Raw genomic sequence first — 16729 nt, 5'->3', positions numbered from 1 at the left:
CTATACCTATTGTGCCTTATGAGTGACGCTAATTTCATTGTAAGAGAGCCGTTGCTTGATCCCAAACAGCGCGTTATCGGCTTCCAGTTATCTTGGCAAAGTCCAAGTCAATCTGCGCCAATGAGTATTCAGGATCTGGATTCCTTGATGGAGTTTGTTGCTGAGAATTTGAACGATGAAGAAACTGGATTTTTACTAGGAGATAGCGTCTTATTTTTAGAGGCAGCGCCAGAACTATTGCTTACCGACGGCCTGAAATTATTACCACCTAAAAACACGGTATTGATATTGTCAAAACGTGATTTTACTAACCCGACTACCTTAGAGGCGATAAAAGAACTACGTGCTTTGGGTTATGGTATTTGTATGCGTGGCGCTGATCTGAGCACCTTGGAGAGATCTTTCTTCATGCAGATTTCTCATATTGAAGTCCAGTTGAACGCGTCTAACTTTGCATCTCAGGCAAAGGTGTATGCAGCGTTAAAACAATCCGCCATACATATGGTTGCTCGCAATGTGTCAACTTGGCAGGATTTTGATGCATGCTCTGCGCTTGGCTTAGAGTCGTTCGTTGGTAAGCTACATTTAACGCCTCGCCCTAGCGCGGACAAAAAAGGATTAAATACAGCGCAGACGACCATTTTGCAGTTAATGGAAATGATCAGGAAAAACGCTGACATTCAACAATTAGAATCTGTTGTAAAGAGAGATGCTACTTTAGCGTATAAATTATTGCGTTACATCAACTCTGCTGGTTTTGGTTTGCGTACAGAAGTGCAATCCCTCAAGCATGCTGTGCAGATACTAGGTTATAGCCCTTTATATCGCTGGCTATCTGTATTGCTGGCGACCGCAAGTACCAGCGGTTACTCACCAGTTTTATTAGAAACAGCCATTGTCCGTGGTCGATTTGCAGAGTTACTTGGACAGCCTCACATGTCCAAATCTGAAGCTGAAAATCTTTTCGTTGCCGGTATGTTCTCTTTGCTGGATAGATTGCTGGGCGTGCCTATGGATGAGGTTTTATCAACGATCCAATTACCAGAAGCTGTTACCGAAGCGCTGATTTCCAGAGGCGGAAGCTATGGCCCTTATTTGGCATTAGCCGAGGCTTGTGAGTTAAATAGTATGTTGGTTGGCTCTTTAGCAGAGTCGCTGCGTATTACACCAACAGATGTCAACACGGCACATCTTGCGGCTTTAGTTTGGGCTAAAAACATTGCCTCGCTTTAACAGAGGCAGGCAAAACAAGTCTTAATTACGATATCTTAATTGCAGAGATGAGGAGCCATGTTTTTCCTCATCTCGCGCAAGCTGTAACACTTCTTTTTTTAAATCAAAATTTTCCAGTAGAACAACGCAAGGCAGTTCGCCAAAGGTGCAATTGTAGGTGTAGCGTTTGTACTTAAACCGTGATGGCGTTAATCCCCTGGGCGCCGTACGCTATCTGGGTTGCAAAGAAGTGGTAGCGGTCTAATAGAAAGTCTAAATTTAATATACTCCCCACCATTTCTGATAAATATGCTCTATTGTCCAGTGATTACCTGGACAATAAAATATACCCGTGGAGAGTATATTTTCTTTCTCTAATTCCTCTTTAATGCATTCGCGTTTAATTCAACTATTTGAACGATAGATAAAAGCCATCGTTCTATCTCTGATTCCGCTCTTCAATATTGCTTGTTCTAATCACGCCATCGCTATTGCGCGTGCAGATCAAGAGTGCTTCGTCGCTTTTAAAAAAGCTGTCTTTTCTGAAAATCTAAGTTTACGTCACATCTCACTCGCTCCGTTTTTTTTGGTTTACTGAAATAGGGGGTAAATCGTCACTTGTTCGGCGCATCTACAGAATGCAACATCGCCAATAATCACACTTGTATAAATGTGTAATAGCAGCGTTTTGCTTGCTTCTTAGAAATAGATGGGAGTCGGTAATGGCCGAAGATAGCGATCTCGAAAGAACCGAACCGGCGTCGCCCAAGCGCTTAGAGCAGGCGCGTGAGGAGGGTGATGTCCCGCGCTCAAGAGAGTTGTCTACTTGCACGATCTTGCTTGCTGCGGGCGCTGGCTTGTGGATGTCCGGCGGTTCTTTAATCAGACAGTTGAATCATATGCTCATCGATGGATTATCGATGGAGCGAACTTTGGCGTTTGATCACGATATGTTGTTTTCTCACATCGGCATGATCTTGATGGATGTGTTGCTTGCTTTTGCTCCGCTAGGTGGTTTGTTGATGCTGGTTGCGATTGGATCTCCGTTACTAATCGGTGGCTGGCTTTTTAGTGCTAAAGCCTTGCAACCTAATTTTAGTCGTATGAATCCTTTGTCTGGTCTGACGAATATGATTTCGTCCAAGGCCGGTGTGGAGTTAGTTAAGGCAATTCTCAAAGCGCTGATTGTTGGAACGGTTGCTTGGATCGTCGTAATGAATCAAAAAGATGCCATCTTCGGCCTTGCTTCCGAGCCTTTGGCCGCTGGCAGCGCGCACATGGCAACCATGCTTGCGATCTGTTTTTTATCGATCGTCGGTGCCTTGGTATTGATTGCCGGAATTGATGTTCCATACCAAATGTGGAGTTATGCCAAAAAGCTCAAAATGACACATCAAGAGGTTATACAAGAATCAAAAGAAGCCAATGGTAATCCCCAGATTAAAGCCAAAATCCGCGCGCAACAGCGTGAAATGGCACGTCGCCGGATGATGTCAGAAGTGCCGACAGCGGATGTCGTGGTCACCAACCCAACGCATTATGCAGTCGCTTTAAAATATAAAGATGGTAGCAACGGTGCGCCAAGAGTGGTCGCCAAAGGCGCTGACGCCGTCGCTGCAAAAATTCGTGAATTGGCCGCTGAGAACAATATTCCTTTGCTGGAGGCACCACCGTTAGCACGTGCTTTGTTCAAGCACACAGAGTTAGGCGACGAAATCCCAGAAACACTTTACGCCGCCGTTGCAGAAGTGTTGGCTTACGTCTTCCAGTTAAAAACATTCCGTCAGCATGGTGGCCTCAGGCCGTCTGCGCCTTTCGATCTGGCAGTTCCTGCCGAACTTGATCCAAATAACGCTCCTCAACCAGCCAATACCGTCGGAGCTAATCCATGAATGGTTTTAAATTACCCGCTTGGATGAGCATATTTAGCAATAAGGCCATTGCTGCACCGATACTCATCATCATGATGTTGTCGATGATGATATTGCCGCTGCCCGCCTTTGTGCTCGATGTCTTTTTTAGCTTCAATATTGCCTTGGCAATCATTGTTTTGCTGACCAGCTTATACACCATCAAGCCACTAGATTTTATGGTGTTTCCAACCGTGTTATTGGTAAGCACGATGTTGCGCTTGTCACTCAACGTGGCATCAACCCGGGTAGTGTTGACCGAGGGGCATACTGGTCCAGATGCTGCCGGTAAAGTGATTGAGGCCTTTGGTCATTTTCTGATTGGCGGTAACTATACAGTTGGTATTGTGGTATTCGTTATTTTGACGATTATTAACTTTACTGTCGTTACCAAAGGTGCTGGCCGTATTGCGGAGGTCGGTGCCAGATTTGCATTGGATGCGATGCCTGGTAAGCAAATGGCGATTGATGCAGATTTAAATGCAGGTCTGATTGTAGAACAAGAAGCACGTCGTCGCCGTACCGAAGTCGCGCAAGAAGCTGAGTTTTATGGCGCGATGGACGGTGCTAGTAAGTATGTGCGTGGCGATGCCGTGGCAGGCATTATGGTCACTATCATCAATATTGTCGGTGGCTTAATTGTAGGTATGGTGCAGCATGATCTGGATTTTGCAACGGCGCTAAAAAACTATACTTTGCTGGCGATCGGTGATGGTTTGGTTGCGCAGATCCCATCACTGATTATTTCAACAGCAGCAGGTATCGTCGTATCTCGGGTTGCCAGTGATCAGGATATTGGCGGTCAACTGATAGGCCAATTATTCGCTAAACCACAGGTGCTGTTTATTACAGGTGGTATCGTTGGTGGAATGGGTCTGATTCCAGGTATGCCACATGTGGCTTTTTTATTGTTAGCCTTACTTTTGATCGGTGGCGGTTATTTATTAACCAAAAAATCGGATGTCGTCGCAAAGCCTGAAGAGCAAGTTGTAGCGCCAGTTGCGCCATCTGAAATGGAAGAAGCAACATGGCAAGACATCCTGCCAGTAGATACTTTAGGTTTAGAAGTTGGTTATCGCCTCATTCCTTTAGTTGATAAAGGGCAGGGCGGGGAGCTGCTTAGACGCATTAAAGGTATCCGCAAGAAGTTTGCGCAAGAGGTGGGGTTCTTGTCGCCTCCTGTGCATATCAGAGACAACTTAGAATTGAAACCGTCTGCTTATAGGATCACGCTCAAAGGTGTTGAGGTTGGCGTTGGTGAGGCAATTACTGGTCAGTATCTGGCGATTAATCCTGGCATGGTATCTGGTACCTTGCCGGGTCCGATTACTACAGATCCAGCGTTCGGATTGCCTGCAACCTGGATTGACGCTGCCATGCGCGAGCAAGCCCAGACGATGGGTTATACCGTAGTGGATGCCGGTACTGTCATTGCTACTCATCTCAACCATTTAATTACATCGCATGCGGCTGAATTGTTAGGTCGTCATGAAGTTCAGCAATTGATGGATCACCTTGCAAAAGATACGCCAAAGTTAGTCGAGGAATTGGTGCCCAAACTATTGCCACTCTCTATTTTGCAGAAGGTATTACAAAACCTCTTGATCGAGGGTGTGCACATCCGCGATATGCGCACCATTATCGAAACCTTGTCAGAGCATGGCATGCATACCCAAGACGCGAACGAGCTAACGACTTACGTTCGTATTGCATTAGGTCGTGCAATTGTGCAGCAGATATTCCCGTCCACCAATGAGTTGACTGTCATGACATTAGATAACCGGTTAGAACGTTTGCTGATGCAAGCATTGCAAACGAGTGGCTCTGATGGTGCTGGTATTGAGCCAGGATTGGCCGATACCTTGGCAACACAGACAGAGGCCGCAGCCAAGCATCAAGAGCAGATGGGTTTAGCGCCGGTTCTCTTAGTACCCGGTCCTTTAAGAGCGCTGTTGTCGCGTTTCTTGAGACGCACTTTGCCTCAGTTAAAAGTGTTATCGCAAGCAGAATTACCAGAAACAAAAACAATTAGAGTTACCGGCCTGGTTGGAGGGCAATTATGAACGTGAAGAAATTTTCAGCGAATACATCGCGCGAGGCAATTCGTATGGTGAAGGATGCACTCGGTTCGGATGCGGTCATTCTCTCTAACCGTAATGTCGATGGAAAAGTGGAAATACTGGCGATGACAGATGAGACGATGAGTTCAATTGCGACATCATCGGATTCGCGTACGATCCCAGAGATTGCGAAATTTCCACCACGGTTACAGCAGGCTGAACAGGGACGGCAAGCCAGCGAATCGCCTCTGTTCTCAAAATCTCAGCCACACGCCTTAGATAACTTAGTCAGTGGCGGTGAATTAGCCGACGTGATGACTGAAATCCGGTCTATGCGCAGTATGCTGGAAGCGCAGCTGGCGGAGATATCCTGGACGAATACCCAAAAGCGTCAACCTCAAAAAACAGAAGTAATGCGGGAGATGCTGGCAACGGGTTTCAGTGCAAGCTTGTCCCGTTATCTCGTCGATAAAATGCCAGATTCAGAAACTGTCGCTAGCAGCATGGATTGGATTAAAGCGGTCTTAAATCGCAATTTATCTACCATCAATAATGAGAGCGAAATCTTAGAAAAAGGCGGCGTTTATGCTTTGGTTGGCCCTACAGGCGTAGGCAAAACCACCACCACAGCAAAACTCGCTGCCCGCTGCGTGATGCGCCATGGCCCTGCCAAACTGGCATTGATTACGACGGATGGTTATCGTATTGGTGGCTACGAACAATTGCGTATTTACGGCAAAATATTAGGCGTGATGGTGCACTCGGTCAAAGATGAATCTGATTTACGAATTGCTTTGTCTGAACTAAAAAATAAACATACCGTATTAATCGATACGGTCGGCGTCAGCCAACGCGACAAAATGGTGACGGAGCAGGTTGCTATGTTGTCTGGTGCAGATGCCAATGTGAAACGCTTATTGTGTTTAAACGCGACCTCTACAGGCGAGACACTCAGTGAGGTCGTTCGGGCTTATCAGGGTAGCGGGTTGGCGGGATGTATTTTGACCAAGCTTGATGAGGCCGCGACTATCGGCGGCGTGTTAGATATCGCAATTCGTCAAAAGCTTCATATCTATTATCTCGCCAGTGGCCAGCGTGTGCCTGAGGATTTGCACATCGCAAACAAGCAGTACCTGGTTGATCGCGCATTCAAATTAAAACGAGAGACATCTGCCTATCGATTGCAAGATGAAGAGCTACCGATGGTGATGGCAAATGCGGCTATCGCCTCCGCCGCGAATACCAATAATGGTTTGAGGGAGGTGTCTTTTGGCTAGTTTTGATCAGGCAGAAGGCTTGCGCCGGATGTTAGAGGCGCCAAGACCTCGTGTGCTCACGTTTTTATCCGCTTTGCGTGACGAAGAAAAAAGTGGCATGCTTATTAATTTAGGTGCTTCTCTTGCGAGAAAAGGGCAGCAAGTCTTGATGGTTGACGCCAGATCTTCGGCCAATAGTATTGGCGCGTGGCTCAATGCAAATACCGAGCAGACCTTGTTGGACGTTGCAAGACAACGGCGTACAATGCAAGAGGCAGTAAAAATTGTATCAGCAGGCTTATCTGTGACGATGCTCTCAAAATATGCGACTGCATTGGCGCGACTGCCGGCCGAAAATACTAAGCGTTTATCCCGTGTTTTTGATGTTGCTGCAAACAGTGCGGACTTAGTCATTGTGGACAGCGAAATTGATGGCGATGATGCGTTCCCGCTAGCTTCATTTGAAGAGAGCGAAGTCGTAATACAAGTATCTGCCAATGCGGCCACGATTAAAGATGCTTATGGTTTGATTAAACGTGTCAATAACCGCGTAGGCCGTCGTTCTTATGGTATTTTAGTATCGGGTGTAACAGAACCGGAAGCACGATTGGTTTATACCAATATGGCACAAGCAGCTAGTCGATATTTAGCAGTACCTTTGCATTTTGTTGGCTACGTGCCAGAGGACGATCACATGAAAAAAGCAGCGCATTTAGGTCGTTCGGTGATTGATGCATTCCCATTGGCGGGTGCCTCTATTGCGTTTTCTCAATTAGCTGAGCGGCTTGCCTTGACCGCAAGATCAACAGCCCGCTCAACATTAGGTTTACATGGATTGCCAGAGTTAGGTATTCGTCTCGGAATTTGATTGATTATGTACACCGCTAGCGGAAAATCAGATAAAAATTCCCTACTTACGGAGCATGCTCCACTAGTGAAGCGACTCGCTTATCAATTAAAAGCGAGATTGCCCCCCAGCGTCGAAGTTGATGACTTAGTGCAGGCCGGTATGATAGGTCTGCTAGATGCCGTTAACCGTTATGAAGACAATCACGGCGCACAATTTGAAACCTATGCAGTGCAACGCATACGCGGTGCAATGCTGGATGAATTGCGCAGCAGTGATTGGCTGCCGCGTGGTGTGCGCCAAAACATGCGCAAAATTGAAAACGCAATGAACGCATTGCAGCAAAAATTAGGACGTCCACCGCTAGAAACGGAAGTTGCTAAGTTGCTGAAATTGAGTCTGGCCGAATACCAGGATTTGCTGGGTGAGAGTGGCGGACATCAACTCGTGTATTACGAAGATTTTCATGATGCAGATACCAAAGAGCATTTCCTCGATCATTACTGTAACGATCGTTCAGGCGATCCTTTAGAAGATCTTTTGCATGGCGATTTTCGTGATGCTGTGATCTTCGCGATTGATAGTTTGCCCGAGCGAGAAAAGCTACTCATGGGTTTGTATTACGAACAAGAGCTCAATTTAAAAGAGATAGGCGCCGTCATGGGCGTATCCGAATCCCGGATATCGCAACTTCATAGCCAGGCAGTAGCCCGACTCAGGGCTTCGTTAAGGGAGAAAGCGTGGACTGGGCTAGCCTAATTGGATTTATCTTAGTAGTTGTCGGCATCTTTTCAGGCCAGCTGATTGAGGGTGGACGCTTATCCTCCTTAGTGCAGCCTGCTGCGTTTGTTATCGTTGTCGTCGGCACGATTGGCGCTGTTTTGTTGCAAAGCCGGATGCCCACGTTTATCCGTGGCATAAAAATGCTACGGTGGATCATCTCCATGCCAATAGATACAAGTAAAAAAACTATACAAGAAGCCTTGATCTGGAGTGTTGTCGCACGTCGTGAGGGTTTCCTCAGTCTTGAGCGCTACATGGATTCTAGTAAAGATCAATTTATTAGCAAAGGCTTACGCCTGGTGATTGACGGTGTTGATCCATCCCGCTTAAAAGACATTCTTGACGTCGATATTTCTTTGTACGAGATGGAGCAAAGACAAGCAATAAAAATTTGGGAAGCCGCGGGAGGCTACTCGCCGACGATAGGAATCTTGGGGGCGGTACTCGGCTTAATCCATGTTATGGAGAATCTGACAGACCCAAGCAAACTCGGTAGTGGTATTGCAGTCGCTTTTGTCGCGACTATTTACGGTGTTGGATTAGCAAACCTACTTTTTCTACCCATTAGTAATAAGCTCAAAGAAATTATTCACCGGGAAGTTGTCCGGCGCGAGATGTTATCAGATATTTTTTATAGCATTGCTCTTGGTGATAGCCCTCGTGTAATCGAAGAGCGCCTGGCAAACCATAAAAATTAAATTGGTCATGAAGAGAAAGAAATACCAGGAAGAACATGATAACCATGACAGATGGTTAGTTTCTTACGCCGATTTCATCACCTTATTATTTGCTTTTTTTGTAGTGATGTACGCGATATCATCGGTCAACGAAGGCAAATATCGGGTGTTGTCTAATTCTCTTACGGGGGCATTCGGTAAAGCAGTTTTGGTGCAATCAGTAAAACGGGATATCGACGTTGAACCGACGATTAAGCTAGATCCTCTTCCCATCATCAGACCCAAAAATGCGGAACCATTACGCAAAGAACGTGAGCAAATGACTGGCATTGCACGCGATATTTTGGCCGTGCTGGAACCGTTGGTCAGAGAGGGGAAAGTACGCGTAACTCAGACTAGTCGCGGCGTAACGATAGAAATTAATGCTAGCGTGCTTTTTGCCCCTGGTGAAGCGAAGCTCAATGATGATTCAAACCAGGCATTAACGGCGATCGCTTCTGTATTGAAGTTAGATAGTCACGCAATTCAGGTCGAGGGATATACCGATAATCTTCCTATCAAAAATACTAATTTTCCCTCGAACTGGGAATTATCTGCTGTACGTGCAAGCACCGTAGTTCGATTGTTCACAGAAAATGGGGTCGATGAGAATCGAATGACTGCAGTTGGTCAGGGACCAAAAATGCCAGTTGGATCAAATGACACTATAGACGGCAGAGCGAGGAATCGACGCGTCACTGTCACTATCTTGGCTATTTTGCCGGAATCGGGTATTGATGTTCCGGTTACCTCTGCCGATAAAAGAACTAACTGAGCTTGTAATCTGCGTGTAATGTGTTAGTGCAAGTATAAGTGCAATACTAGTTATCAGCCTTGCACAAAAATACAGCTACGTGCTCGTTATATTTTACTTTTTTGCTAGGTAACGTGAAATACTGGATCAAATACTCATTCTCGATTAGACTATACTCACTATGAGTATAGTCTAGTCGTACAAATAATTATTAGGCGATAAGATATATTTGGAGGGTATGGTAGGGGAGTATATCAAGCTACCTAGTTTGTAAAACAATATATAGCTATCAAAAATTGTTATCTAATTGTGACTTTCGCAGACAAACCAGAGTTGACGCAGTAACTGTCGTTGGGTTCAATTAACCTGCAACGACACCACGACCCGTCATATTTTTGACAGTGGACTGACCATTAGGTCCGTACATTGATCCAGCGGGATTATTTTGTTGCAGTATATTTAATGCGTTTTGGTTGCGAGTGAATTGGCGGTTAATTAAAATGCCATTTGTGCGGTTATTTTCTTGCGCTTGCTCAGAAATTGTTAAAAGTGTTTTCCAGTAATTCGATGTTTCTACTTCTGCCGGAGCTTTTTCTAGTAATGCCTGCATGCCGGAATTATCTGAAGTGAATCCTAATTCTTTTAAGCTTGATGCGCGCAATTTTTCTAATTCTGACACTTTTGCTATTATGAGACTCTTGTTTTTAGTCAGATCAATTAGATCATTCACACGTGCTTCAACTAGCGCAGCTTGTTCCAATTTCAACAACTCAGATAATGATGTCATTTCTACGACTTCATCTTCAAGGCATTGATTTAATTGGAGTAGTTTTGCGCTGGAGAGGTTCATGATGATTGTTTTCTGGAGTTTAATAAATCTTTAACAGTCTCAAGCAAGCCATCAGCTACTTTTTCTGAGTTGACCTGGAAGCGTCCTTCAGAAATGGCGAGCTTAATTTCTTCCACTTTTTTTGTTGCAAACACACCGCTATTAGCCTGAGTATTTTGTAAAGCCTGCAATTGCGTCGACAGGGGCGAGATCTGCACCGTATGCGAAGGCGTCGTTGCTACCTCTGCTTTATCGGGCGAGCGATCAGTACGAACCTGAGTACCAGTTGGTACTGCCGGCGTACTTGGTAGTGCGTCATTAATTTTCACAGCGTTACCCTCTTTATTCGGATTTATATACATCTACGTTATGTATATCGGCTGCGTTATTTTAAACTTTAACCTTGAGTAAGGAAATATCGTTCCAAATGGTAATTTCCGATTCAATAGGTGACCTCAATGATCCCACCAGCTCTGGCTATTCCGCTAACTACTTGACCTGACATTGTCTTTGCTTTTGCTACTTGTCCTTCGCTGGCATTGTTTAATGCCTGTCCGTCAGTCGCCACTTGAAATCCTTTACCCGTACTGGTTACGCGCACGGATTGTCCTTGTTGCACTACCGGAGGATTTTTTAGTATGTCTCCTCTTAATGTAGTGCCAGACGTGACGGATGTCGTTATTGACCTGCCTATCGCTTGCTCTGGATTTGTCACAACACCATTTGGTAGGCTTGATAATTCTCCTTTGGTTTTGATTAGATCCGAGGCTGTCAGAACATGTCCTATCGCCAAAGATCCCGCAGTGACATAGTAATCGCCAGTAATTTGCACATTTGCTGTGAGATACACAATCCAAGGCGTTGGTTCTGCGCAGCGTACGCCTACCGTAATCTTGCCCCAAGGTTTACTTCCCTGAGGTAAAAATGGCAATAAATTAGGGCATGCAGCTAAGTTTAAGCGACTATCCAGTGGCCCAACGCTAATGCGCACATCGCCAGATTGGCCGGCGGACTGTGTTTTTAAAAAGTTTTCTGCTGCCTCTCTCACCGCCAAGGGATTTTGCTGAGCGTTGTTTGGCTCGGCAACGACTTGCGTGCTCAAGATTATGCTTAGGATGGCCAGCATTGATCTCGATATTAATCGCTTTTTCATTGGATTCTCGGTGGAAGCATTGAATCAAATTGTAGGTTTTATCTTGGAAAGTAAATCGAGGAATAGACGGTATTTTGGTCTTCTTTTTAGACGATTGGACTTGCCTTTACGGGGATAACATGCAAAGCATCAAAAACCGTTTAAACAGCCGCTGATATTGCTTTTACTTAAATTATCGCGTTGTTATCAAGCTAAAACTGGACTAAAGCAGATCGTAATTGGAGGGAATATGGCTAACAGAATCGACGATTATTTTCGTTTTCAAGAAACTGCGCTATCTGTCAGAGGGCAGCGTCAGCAATTGATTTCATCCAATATCGCTAACGCTGACACGCCCAATTATAAAGCGCGCGATATCGATTTTTCGTCCGCGATGAGTAATGCATTGAATAATGCAGCCACTTCAACATCGACTGGCGCTGCCGTCAACCAGAATGGCAATTTGGCTAATAATGCAATGAGCCAAACAGTAAATCAATCCTCAGCTGAGTTAATAAAAACATCTCCTAATCATCTTGACGGACAAAATAGTGCCGGCACTAGTCAGCTATTGTACCGAAACCCCGTACAGAGCAACGTGGACGGCAACACGGTAGATATGGATGTGGAGCGCAATCAATTCGCGGATAACTCTTTGCGTTATGAGGCTAGCCTTACTATGATTAATATGCAGATTCGCGGCATGTTGGCCGCTATCCAGGGGTAATTATGTCCTTATTCAATATTTTTAATGTCGCAGGTTCCGCCATGAGTGCCCAGGCACAGCGCTTGAATGTGGTGTCTAGTAATTTAGCCAACGCCGATAGCGTAACCAGCTCAAACGGTCAGCCCTATAAAGCCAAACAGGTCGTTTTTAGCGCCGTGCCGTCCAGCGATGCCACTGCCACATCCGTCAAGGTGAAGGAGGTCGTCGAAGATGGTAATCAACCTAAATTGATATATGACCCTAAGCATCCTCTTGCCGATGAAAAAGGTTATGTGGCGACGCCAAATGTCAATGTTGTCGAAGAAATGGTGAATATGATTTCTGCCTCTCGCTCTTACCAGACAAACGTTGATACGATGAATGCCGCTAAAACTTTGTTGCTTAAAACCCTTACTTTAGGTCAGTAAGTAATCATGTTGTTCAATGCTACTTAGTTTTGTTATTAGCAAAATTAGTAAAAGCATTGTGTTAAAAATGTCTCATCAGCGTATCAATAAAATACTTTTGCAACGCTCTAAATACTGGATGAAGGAGTTCAAATGACTACTATTACTAATACCGTTGATCCAGCTTTACTGGCGACGCAGAACGGTACTGCAGCGACAAAATCGACTGTAGCAGATACTCAAAATCAATTTTTGAATTTGCTCGTAACGCAAATGAAAAATCAGGATCCACTGAACCCGATGGACAACGCTCAGGTGACAAGTCAGTTAGCCCAGTTATCCACAGTAACAGGGATCAATCAGCTCAATGCTGCAGTCGCTACTTTAAGCACCAATATGATTGCTGGACAAAATTTACAGGCCGCCAACATGATTGGTCATGGTGTGATTGCACCTGGTAGTGCAATTAGTTTGTCTAGCGGTAAATCGATTTATGGCATCGATTTAGTTCAGGGCGCAGACAAGGTCGATGTCACGATTAAAAATGCCGCCGGTGCTACGGTTAAGACAATTAGTCTTGGCTCAACAGCATCAGGCCTTAATCAATTAACCTGGGATGGTAGCACCGATGCTGGTGGTGTTGCGGCTGACGGCCAGTACACATTCTCTGTAGCTGCAACTTCAGCAGGCAAAGCGGTGGATGCAACTGCATTAAGTTTTGGCCTCGTGTCTAGCGTTACATCCAACGCGCAAGGAGTTAAATTGAGTGTGGCGAATATTGGTGATATCAGTATGGCCGATATCAGAAAAATCTATTAAGAACAATCTGCAAAAAATCTATTCTTGTCATTTTAAGTTCAACTTCAGTTAATTTAATTCTAGTAAATAAGGGGAAATATCATGGGTTTTCAACAAGGCTTAAGCGGCTTAAACGCGGCATCCAAATCGTTAGACGTGATCGGCAATAACATCTCCAATGCCAGCACGGTTGGCTTTAAACAGGCAGAAGTGCAATTTGCCGATGTCTATGCCAATTCTCTCAATGGCTCAGGTGGTGGACAAGTTGGTATTGGTACTAAAGTTGCCGCGATTGCTCAGCAATTTACGCAGGGTAATGTGACCAATACGAATAATCCTTTGGATATCGCGATCAATGGCAATGGATTTTTTAGAATGAACACGAATGGCTCAGTGTCTTATACCCGGAATGGTCAATTCCAGTTAGATAAAAACGGCAATATTATCAATGCGCAGGGTGCACAGCTAACGGGCTATGTTGCTAATGCAAACGGTGTCTTATCGACTGGTGCCCCAGCGCCGATTAATATCAACACGGCTGATATTTCGCCAGCGCAAACCAAGGTCGCAAATGCACTCGTCAATCTGGATTCGCGTCAGACAAATCCTGGTGGTGCTTCACCGATCGCGTTTTCACCAACGGATCCAACTTCTTATAACAACGCGACTTCCGTATCTGTCTTTGATAGCTTGGGTAATTCACATGAGCTGCAAACTTTTTTTGCAAAAGACCCCGCCGCGTTGACATGGAATGTTTATGCCACAAGTGATGGAGTACCGATTGGTTATGTGCCTCCAGCAGCGCCTGTTGCCTTAGGACAGTTGACCTTTGACAATTTGGGCAAGATGGTTGCTGCAACGCCGGCATTTTCTGCAAATGATCCAAGAGCGTTAAAGGTTGCTGTTCCAGTTACCACTGGCGCGGTTACCCCAATTTCAACGCCGATTGATATCAAATTAGATTTTACTGGTTCAACCCAATTCGGTTCTAATTTCAGTGTTAGTACGCTCAAGCAGGATGGTTTTGCGTCAGGTAAGTTGTCCAGTTTTAGTACCGCTAAAGACGGGACGATCGTTGGTAGTTATACCAACGGTAAAACAGCAGTGTTAGGGCAAGTTGTTCTGGCGAGTTTTACCAACGCAAATGGTTTGCAGTCAGTTGGCGATAATCAATGGAACGAGACTTCAACCTCTGGCCAAGCGTTAATTGGCGCACCAGGCTCTAGCGGTCAAGGAACTTTGACCTCGTCTGCCGTTGAGGATTCAAACACAGATCTTACGGCGGAACTGGTCAACATGATTACTGCCCAGCGAGTTTATCAAGCTAATGCCCAGACGATCAAAACAGAAGATCAAATTCAGCAAACCTTGGTGAACTTGCGATAAGCATTAAATCAATAGACTGATATGACTCGCGCGAATGCGGGGTGCGCCTTTACGTTGGTGTGGTGGGCGTGAAGCAAATCCGTAGTTACACCGCGCGGGTTGACGTTAAATGGTTCGTACGATGCTTTACTCTTTTATGTTTTAATTTATATACTCCTAGTATGTATATTTAATTGTCTAGGTAATTTTTTGCTAATAGGGCGATTTTTAAGAAAGTGATGGGGAGTATATTAAGTTCCTCGTTATAAATTTGAAGCAATAGAAATGAAATTACGGTAATTGTTAGCGTTTAATTGTGTTTGTATGATCAGTAAAAATGTGTATTGCTTATTGAAGAGAGATATGAAATGGATCGTTTGATCTATACCGCGATGACGGGAGCGAAGCACATCCTTGAGCAGCAGGCGACAAATTCTAATAATCTCGCCAATGCGACTACTACAGGGTTTCGTGCTCAGATAGATTCTTTTCGTGCGGTGCCAGTGATTGGACCGGGCTTACCAACACGCGCTTTTGTTGTCGATGCGACGGTCGGTTCGGATTTTTCTACTGGTAATGCCCAAATCACAGGCCGCGCGTTAGATGTGGCGGTGCAGGGGAAGGGGTGGCTAGTCGTTCAGCGCGATGATGGCAGTGAGGCGATGACCCGCAATGGCAGTTTAAAGCTGAATGAAAATGGCGTACTGCAGACCCTAAGCGGTCTTAATGTCGTCGGTGAGACCGGACCGATCACGGTGCCGCCTGACGTAACGATCACCATTGCGAGCGACGGCACAATTTCCAGCGTTCCAAACGGCCCAAAAACCAGTGCAGTGGAGATTATCGGGCGTTTAAAACTGGCCAATCCCCCTGAACAAAACTTGGTTCGCGGTGACGACGGTTTATTTAAGACCAAAGATGGCAGCGCGCTCGACGCTGATCCTGCGGTAAATGTTGCCGGTGGCACGTTGGAGGGTAGCAATGTCAGTGTTATCGAGTCTATGGTCTCAATGATTAATCTGGCCCGACAATTTGAAATGAATATGAAGTTACTCCAGAACGCTGAGAGTAACGCTACTAAAGCTAGTCAGATTATGGCTTTGACTTGATGCTATTAGCCTCAAAATGACTAAAGAATTGATATGTTGCCTTCGTGCTCAGGAGAAATAAAATGATACGCTCATTATGGATTGCCAAAACCGGGCTTGATGCGCAGCAGACGCAAATGGATGTCATCTCAAACAATCTGGCCAACGTCAGTACCACGGGTTTTAAACGGTCGCGTGCGATATTTGAGGATTTGCTTTATCAAACACTGCGTCAGCCTGGCGCCCAGAGTTCTCAACAAACTCAATTACCTTCAGGTTTGCAATTGGGTACGGGCGTCCGTCCAGTTGCGACAGAGCGCATTTTTACTCAAGGCAATTTGCAACAGACAAGTAATTCTAAGGATGTTGCCATCCAGGGAGAAGGTTTCTTCCAGGTGTTGCTGCCCGATGGCACTACTGGTTACACCAGAGATGGCTCATTTCAGACCGATAGCCAAGGCCAAATGGTGACGTCTAGTGGATTTGTGATTCAGCCTGCTATTTCGATCCCAGCAAATGCACAATCTATCACGGTAGGGCGGGATGGCACTGTCTCCGTGACGCAGCCCGGTTCCGCTGCGCCGGTGCAAGTCGGTTCCATACAGTTGGCTACTTTTATCAATCCGGCCGGATTGTTAGCGAACGGTGAAAATCTATATACAGAAACAGCGGCATCAGGTAGCCCGGGCACCAACACGCCTGGTACAAACGGAGCTGGATTACTGACACAAGGCTTTATTGAGACGTCTAATGTCAATGTTGCAGAAGAGTTAGTCAATATGATTCAGACCCAGCGTGCTTACGAGATTAATAGTAAGGCGATCACAACCTCGGATCAAATGCTGCAAAAATTAACGCAAATGTGA

At 45.4% G+C, this 16729-nt stretch carries 17 protein-coding genes; 14 read left to right on the top strand and 3 right to left on the bottom strand.

From position 1 onward, the window contains the following. Window positions 1–18: 18 nt before the first annotated feature. The 8 genes from RGU72_RS07010 to motD all read left to right on the top strand — a co-directional run bounded on the left by RGU72_RS07010 (window position 19) and on the right by motD (window position 9559). Window positions 19–1233, top strand: coding sequence for an EAL and HDOD domain-containing protein (locus RGU72_RS07010; protein ID WP_322119048.1), 1215 nt, complete (start codon window positions 19–21; stop codon window positions 1231–1233). Window positions 1234–1934: 701 nt separating this feature from the next. After that, window positions 1935–3104, top strand: coding sequence for a flagellar biosynthesis protein FlhB (flhB, locus tag RGU72_RS07005; protein ID WP_322119047.1), 1170 nt, complete (start codon window positions 1935–1937; stop codon window positions 3102–3104). Further along, window positions 3101–5185 (top strand): flagellar biosynthesis protein FlhA, encoded by a 2085-nt coding sequence (gene flhA, locus RGU72_RS07000; RefSeq protein ID WP_322119046.1) that lies wholly within the window; start codon window positions 3101–3103, stop codon window positions 5183–5185. Before flhB ends, flhA begins: the two co-directional genes overlap by 4 nt. Next, the gene (gene flhF, locus RGU72_RS06995; protein ID WP_322119045.1) at window positions 5182–6459 is read left to right on the top strand and encodes a flagellar biosynthesis protein FlhF; all 1278 of its coding nucleotides are present in this window, start codon (window positions 5182–5184) and stop codon (window positions 6457–6459) included. The genes flhA and flhF overlap by 4 nt, the downstream gene beginning before the upstream one ends. Continuing rightward, window positions 6452–7306: a MinD/ParA family ATP-binding protein gene (locus RGU72_RS06990; protein WP_322119044.1), complete on the top strand. Its 855-nt coding sequence runs from the start codon at window positions 6452–6454 to the stop codon at window positions 7304–7306. Before flhF ends, RGU72_RS06990 begins: the two co-directional genes overlap by 8 nt. A gap of 6 nt (window positions 7307–7312) precedes the next feature. Next, window positions 7313–8044 carry an RNA polymerase sigma factor FliA gene (locus RGU72_RS06985; RefSeq protein ID WP_322119043.1) on the top strand — a complete coding sequence of 244 codons (732 nt, stop codon included), beginning with the start codon at window positions 7313–7315 and terminating at the stop codon, window positions 8042–8044. Beyond that, window positions 8026–8766 carry a flagellar motor protein gene (locus RGU72_RS06980; protein WP_322119042.1) on the top strand — a complete coding sequence of 247 codons (741 nt, stop codon included), beginning with the start codon at window positions 8026–8028 and terminating at the stop codon, window positions 8764–8766. Before RGU72_RS06985 ends, RGU72_RS06980 begins: the two co-directional genes overlap by 19 nt. Window positions 8767–8773: 7 nt before the next feature. Next, window positions 8774–9559 (top strand): flagellar motor protein MotD, encoded by a 786-nt coding sequence (gene motD, locus RGU72_RS06975; protein WP_322119041.1) that lies wholly within the window; start codon window positions 8774–8776, stop codon window positions 9557–9559. 340 nt (window positions 9560–9899) lie between these two features. Here motD and RGU72_RS06970 read toward each other — a convergent pair whose 3' ends face one another. The 3 genes from RGU72_RS06970 to flgA form a co-directional block, all read right to left on the bottom strand. Next, window positions 9900–10388 (bottom strand): flagellar protein FlgN, encoded by a 489-nt coding sequence (locus RGU72_RS06970; RefSeq protein WP_322119040.1) that lies wholly within the window; start codon window positions 10386–10388, stop codon window positions 9900–9902. Beyond that, complete coding sequence (gene flgM, locus RGU72_RS06965; RefSeq protein WP_322119039.1) at window positions 10385–10696, bottom strand: flagellar biosynthesis anti-sigma factor FlgM; 312 nt, start codon at window positions 10694–10696, stop codon at window positions 10385–10387. The genes RGU72_RS06970 and flgM overlap by 4 nt, the downstream gene beginning before the upstream one ends. Before the next feature lie 113 nt (window positions 10697–10809). After that, on the bottom strand, window positions 10810–11469 hold the full coding sequence (gene flgA, locus RGU72_RS06960) for a flagellar basal body P-ring formation chaperone FlgA (protein WP_322119038.1): 660 nt from the start codon (window positions 11467–11469) through the stop codon (window positions 10810–10812). Window positions 11470–11749: 280 nt separating this feature from the next. On the opposite strand from flgA, the gene flgB reads away from it, so the two are divergent. The 6 genes from flgB to flgG all read left to right on the top strand — a co-directional run bounded on the left by flgB (window position 11750) and on the right by flgG (window position 16729). Then, window positions 11750–12226, top strand: coding sequence for a flagellar basal body rod protein FlgB (flgB, locus tag RGU72_RS06955; protein ID WP_322119037.1), 477 nt, complete (start codon window positions 11750–11752; stop codon window positions 12224–12226). Window positions 12227–12228: 2 nt separating this feature from the next. Beyond that, window positions 12229–12633, top strand: a complete 405-nt coding sequence (gene flgC / locus RGU72_RS06950; protein WP_322119036.1) for a flagellar basal body rod protein FlgC — start codon at window positions 12229–12231, stop codon at window positions 12631–12633. 132 nt (window positions 12634–12765) lie between these two features. Further along, window positions 12766–13431 (top strand): flagellar hook assembly protein FlgD, encoded by a 666-nt coding sequence (locus tag RGU72_RS06945; RefSeq protein ID WP_322119035.1) that lies wholly within the window; start codon window positions 12766–12768, stop codon window positions 13429–13431. Between the two features lie 81 nt (window positions 13432–13512). Beyond that, complete coding sequence (gene flgE / locus RGU72_RS06940) at window positions 13513–14796, top strand: flagellar hook protein FlgE (RefSeq protein ID WP_322119034.1); 1284 nt, start codon at window positions 13513–13515, stop codon at window positions 14794–14796. A 347-nt stretch (window positions 14797–15143) separates the two neighbouring features. Then, the gene (locus tag RGU72_RS06935; RefSeq protein ID WP_322119033.1) at window positions 15144–15884 is read left to right on the top strand and encodes a flagellar basal body rod protein FlgF; all 741 of its coding nucleotides are present in this window, start codon (window positions 15144–15146) and stop codon (window positions 15882–15884) included. A 62-nt stretch (window positions 15885–15946) separates the two neighbouring features. After that, on the top strand, window positions 15947–16729 hold the full coding sequence (gene flgG, locus RGU72_RS06930; protein ID WP_322119032.1) for a flagellar basal-body rod protein FlgG: 783 nt from the start codon (window positions 15947–15949) through the stop codon (window positions 16727–16729).

The sequence above is a fragment of the Undibacterium sp. 5I1 genome (assembly GCF_034314085.1).
In the GTDB taxonomy this organism is placed as follows: Bacteria; Pseudomonadota; Gammaproteobacteria; order Burkholderiales; family Burkholderiaceae_D; genus Undibacterium.
This window is presented reverse-complemented; position numbering and strand designations above follow the sequence as displayed.

Coding starts and splice junctions, on each gene's coding strand:
- RGU72_RS07010 (WP_322119048.1), top strand. CDS start 19: ATGAGTGACGCTAATTTCATTGTAAGAGAGCCGTTGCTTGATCCCAAA.
- flhB (WP_322119047.1), top strand. CDS start 1,935: ATGGCCGAAGATAGCGATCTCGAAAGAACCGAACCGGCGTCGCCCAAG.
- flhA (WP_322119046.1), top strand. CDS start 3,101: ATGAATGGTTTTAAATTACCCGCTTGGATGAGCATATTTAGCAATAAG.
- flhF (WP_322119045.1), top strand. CDS start 5,182: ATGAACGTGAAGAAATTTTCAGCGAATACATCGCGCGAGGCAATTCGT.
- RGU72_RS06985 (WP_322119043.1), top strand. CDS start 7,313: ATGTACACCGCTAGCGGAAAATCAGATAAAAATTCCCTACTTACGGAG.
- motD (WP_322119041.1), top strand. CDS start 8,774: ATGAAGAGAAAGAAATACCAGGAAGAACATGATAACCATGACAGATGG.
- RGU72_RS06970 (WP_322119040.1), bottom strand. CDS start 10,388: ATGAACCTCTCCAGCGCAAAACTACTCCAATTAAATCAATGCCTTGAA.
- flgB (WP_322119037.1), top strand. CDS start 11,750: ATGGCTAACAGAATCGACGATTATTTTCGTTTTCAAGAAACTGCGCTA.
- flgC (WP_322119036.1), top strand. CDS start 12,229: ATGTCCTTATTCAATATTTTTAATGTCGCAGGTTCCGCCATGAGTGCC.
- RGU72_RS06945 (WP_322119035.1), top strand. CDS start 12,766: ATGACTACTATTACTAATACCGTTGATCCAGCTTTACTGGCGACGCAG.
- flgE (WP_322119034.1), top strand. CDS start 13,513: ATGGGTTTTCAACAAGGCTTAAGCGGCTTAAACGCGGCATCCAAATCG.
- RGU72_RS06935 (WP_322119033.1), top strand. CDS start 15,144: ATGGATCGTTTGATCTATACCGCGATGACGGGAGCGAAGCACATCCTT.
- flgG (WP_322119032.1), top strand. CDS start 15,947: ATGATACGCTCATTATGGATTGCCAAAACCGGGCTTGATGCGCAGCAG.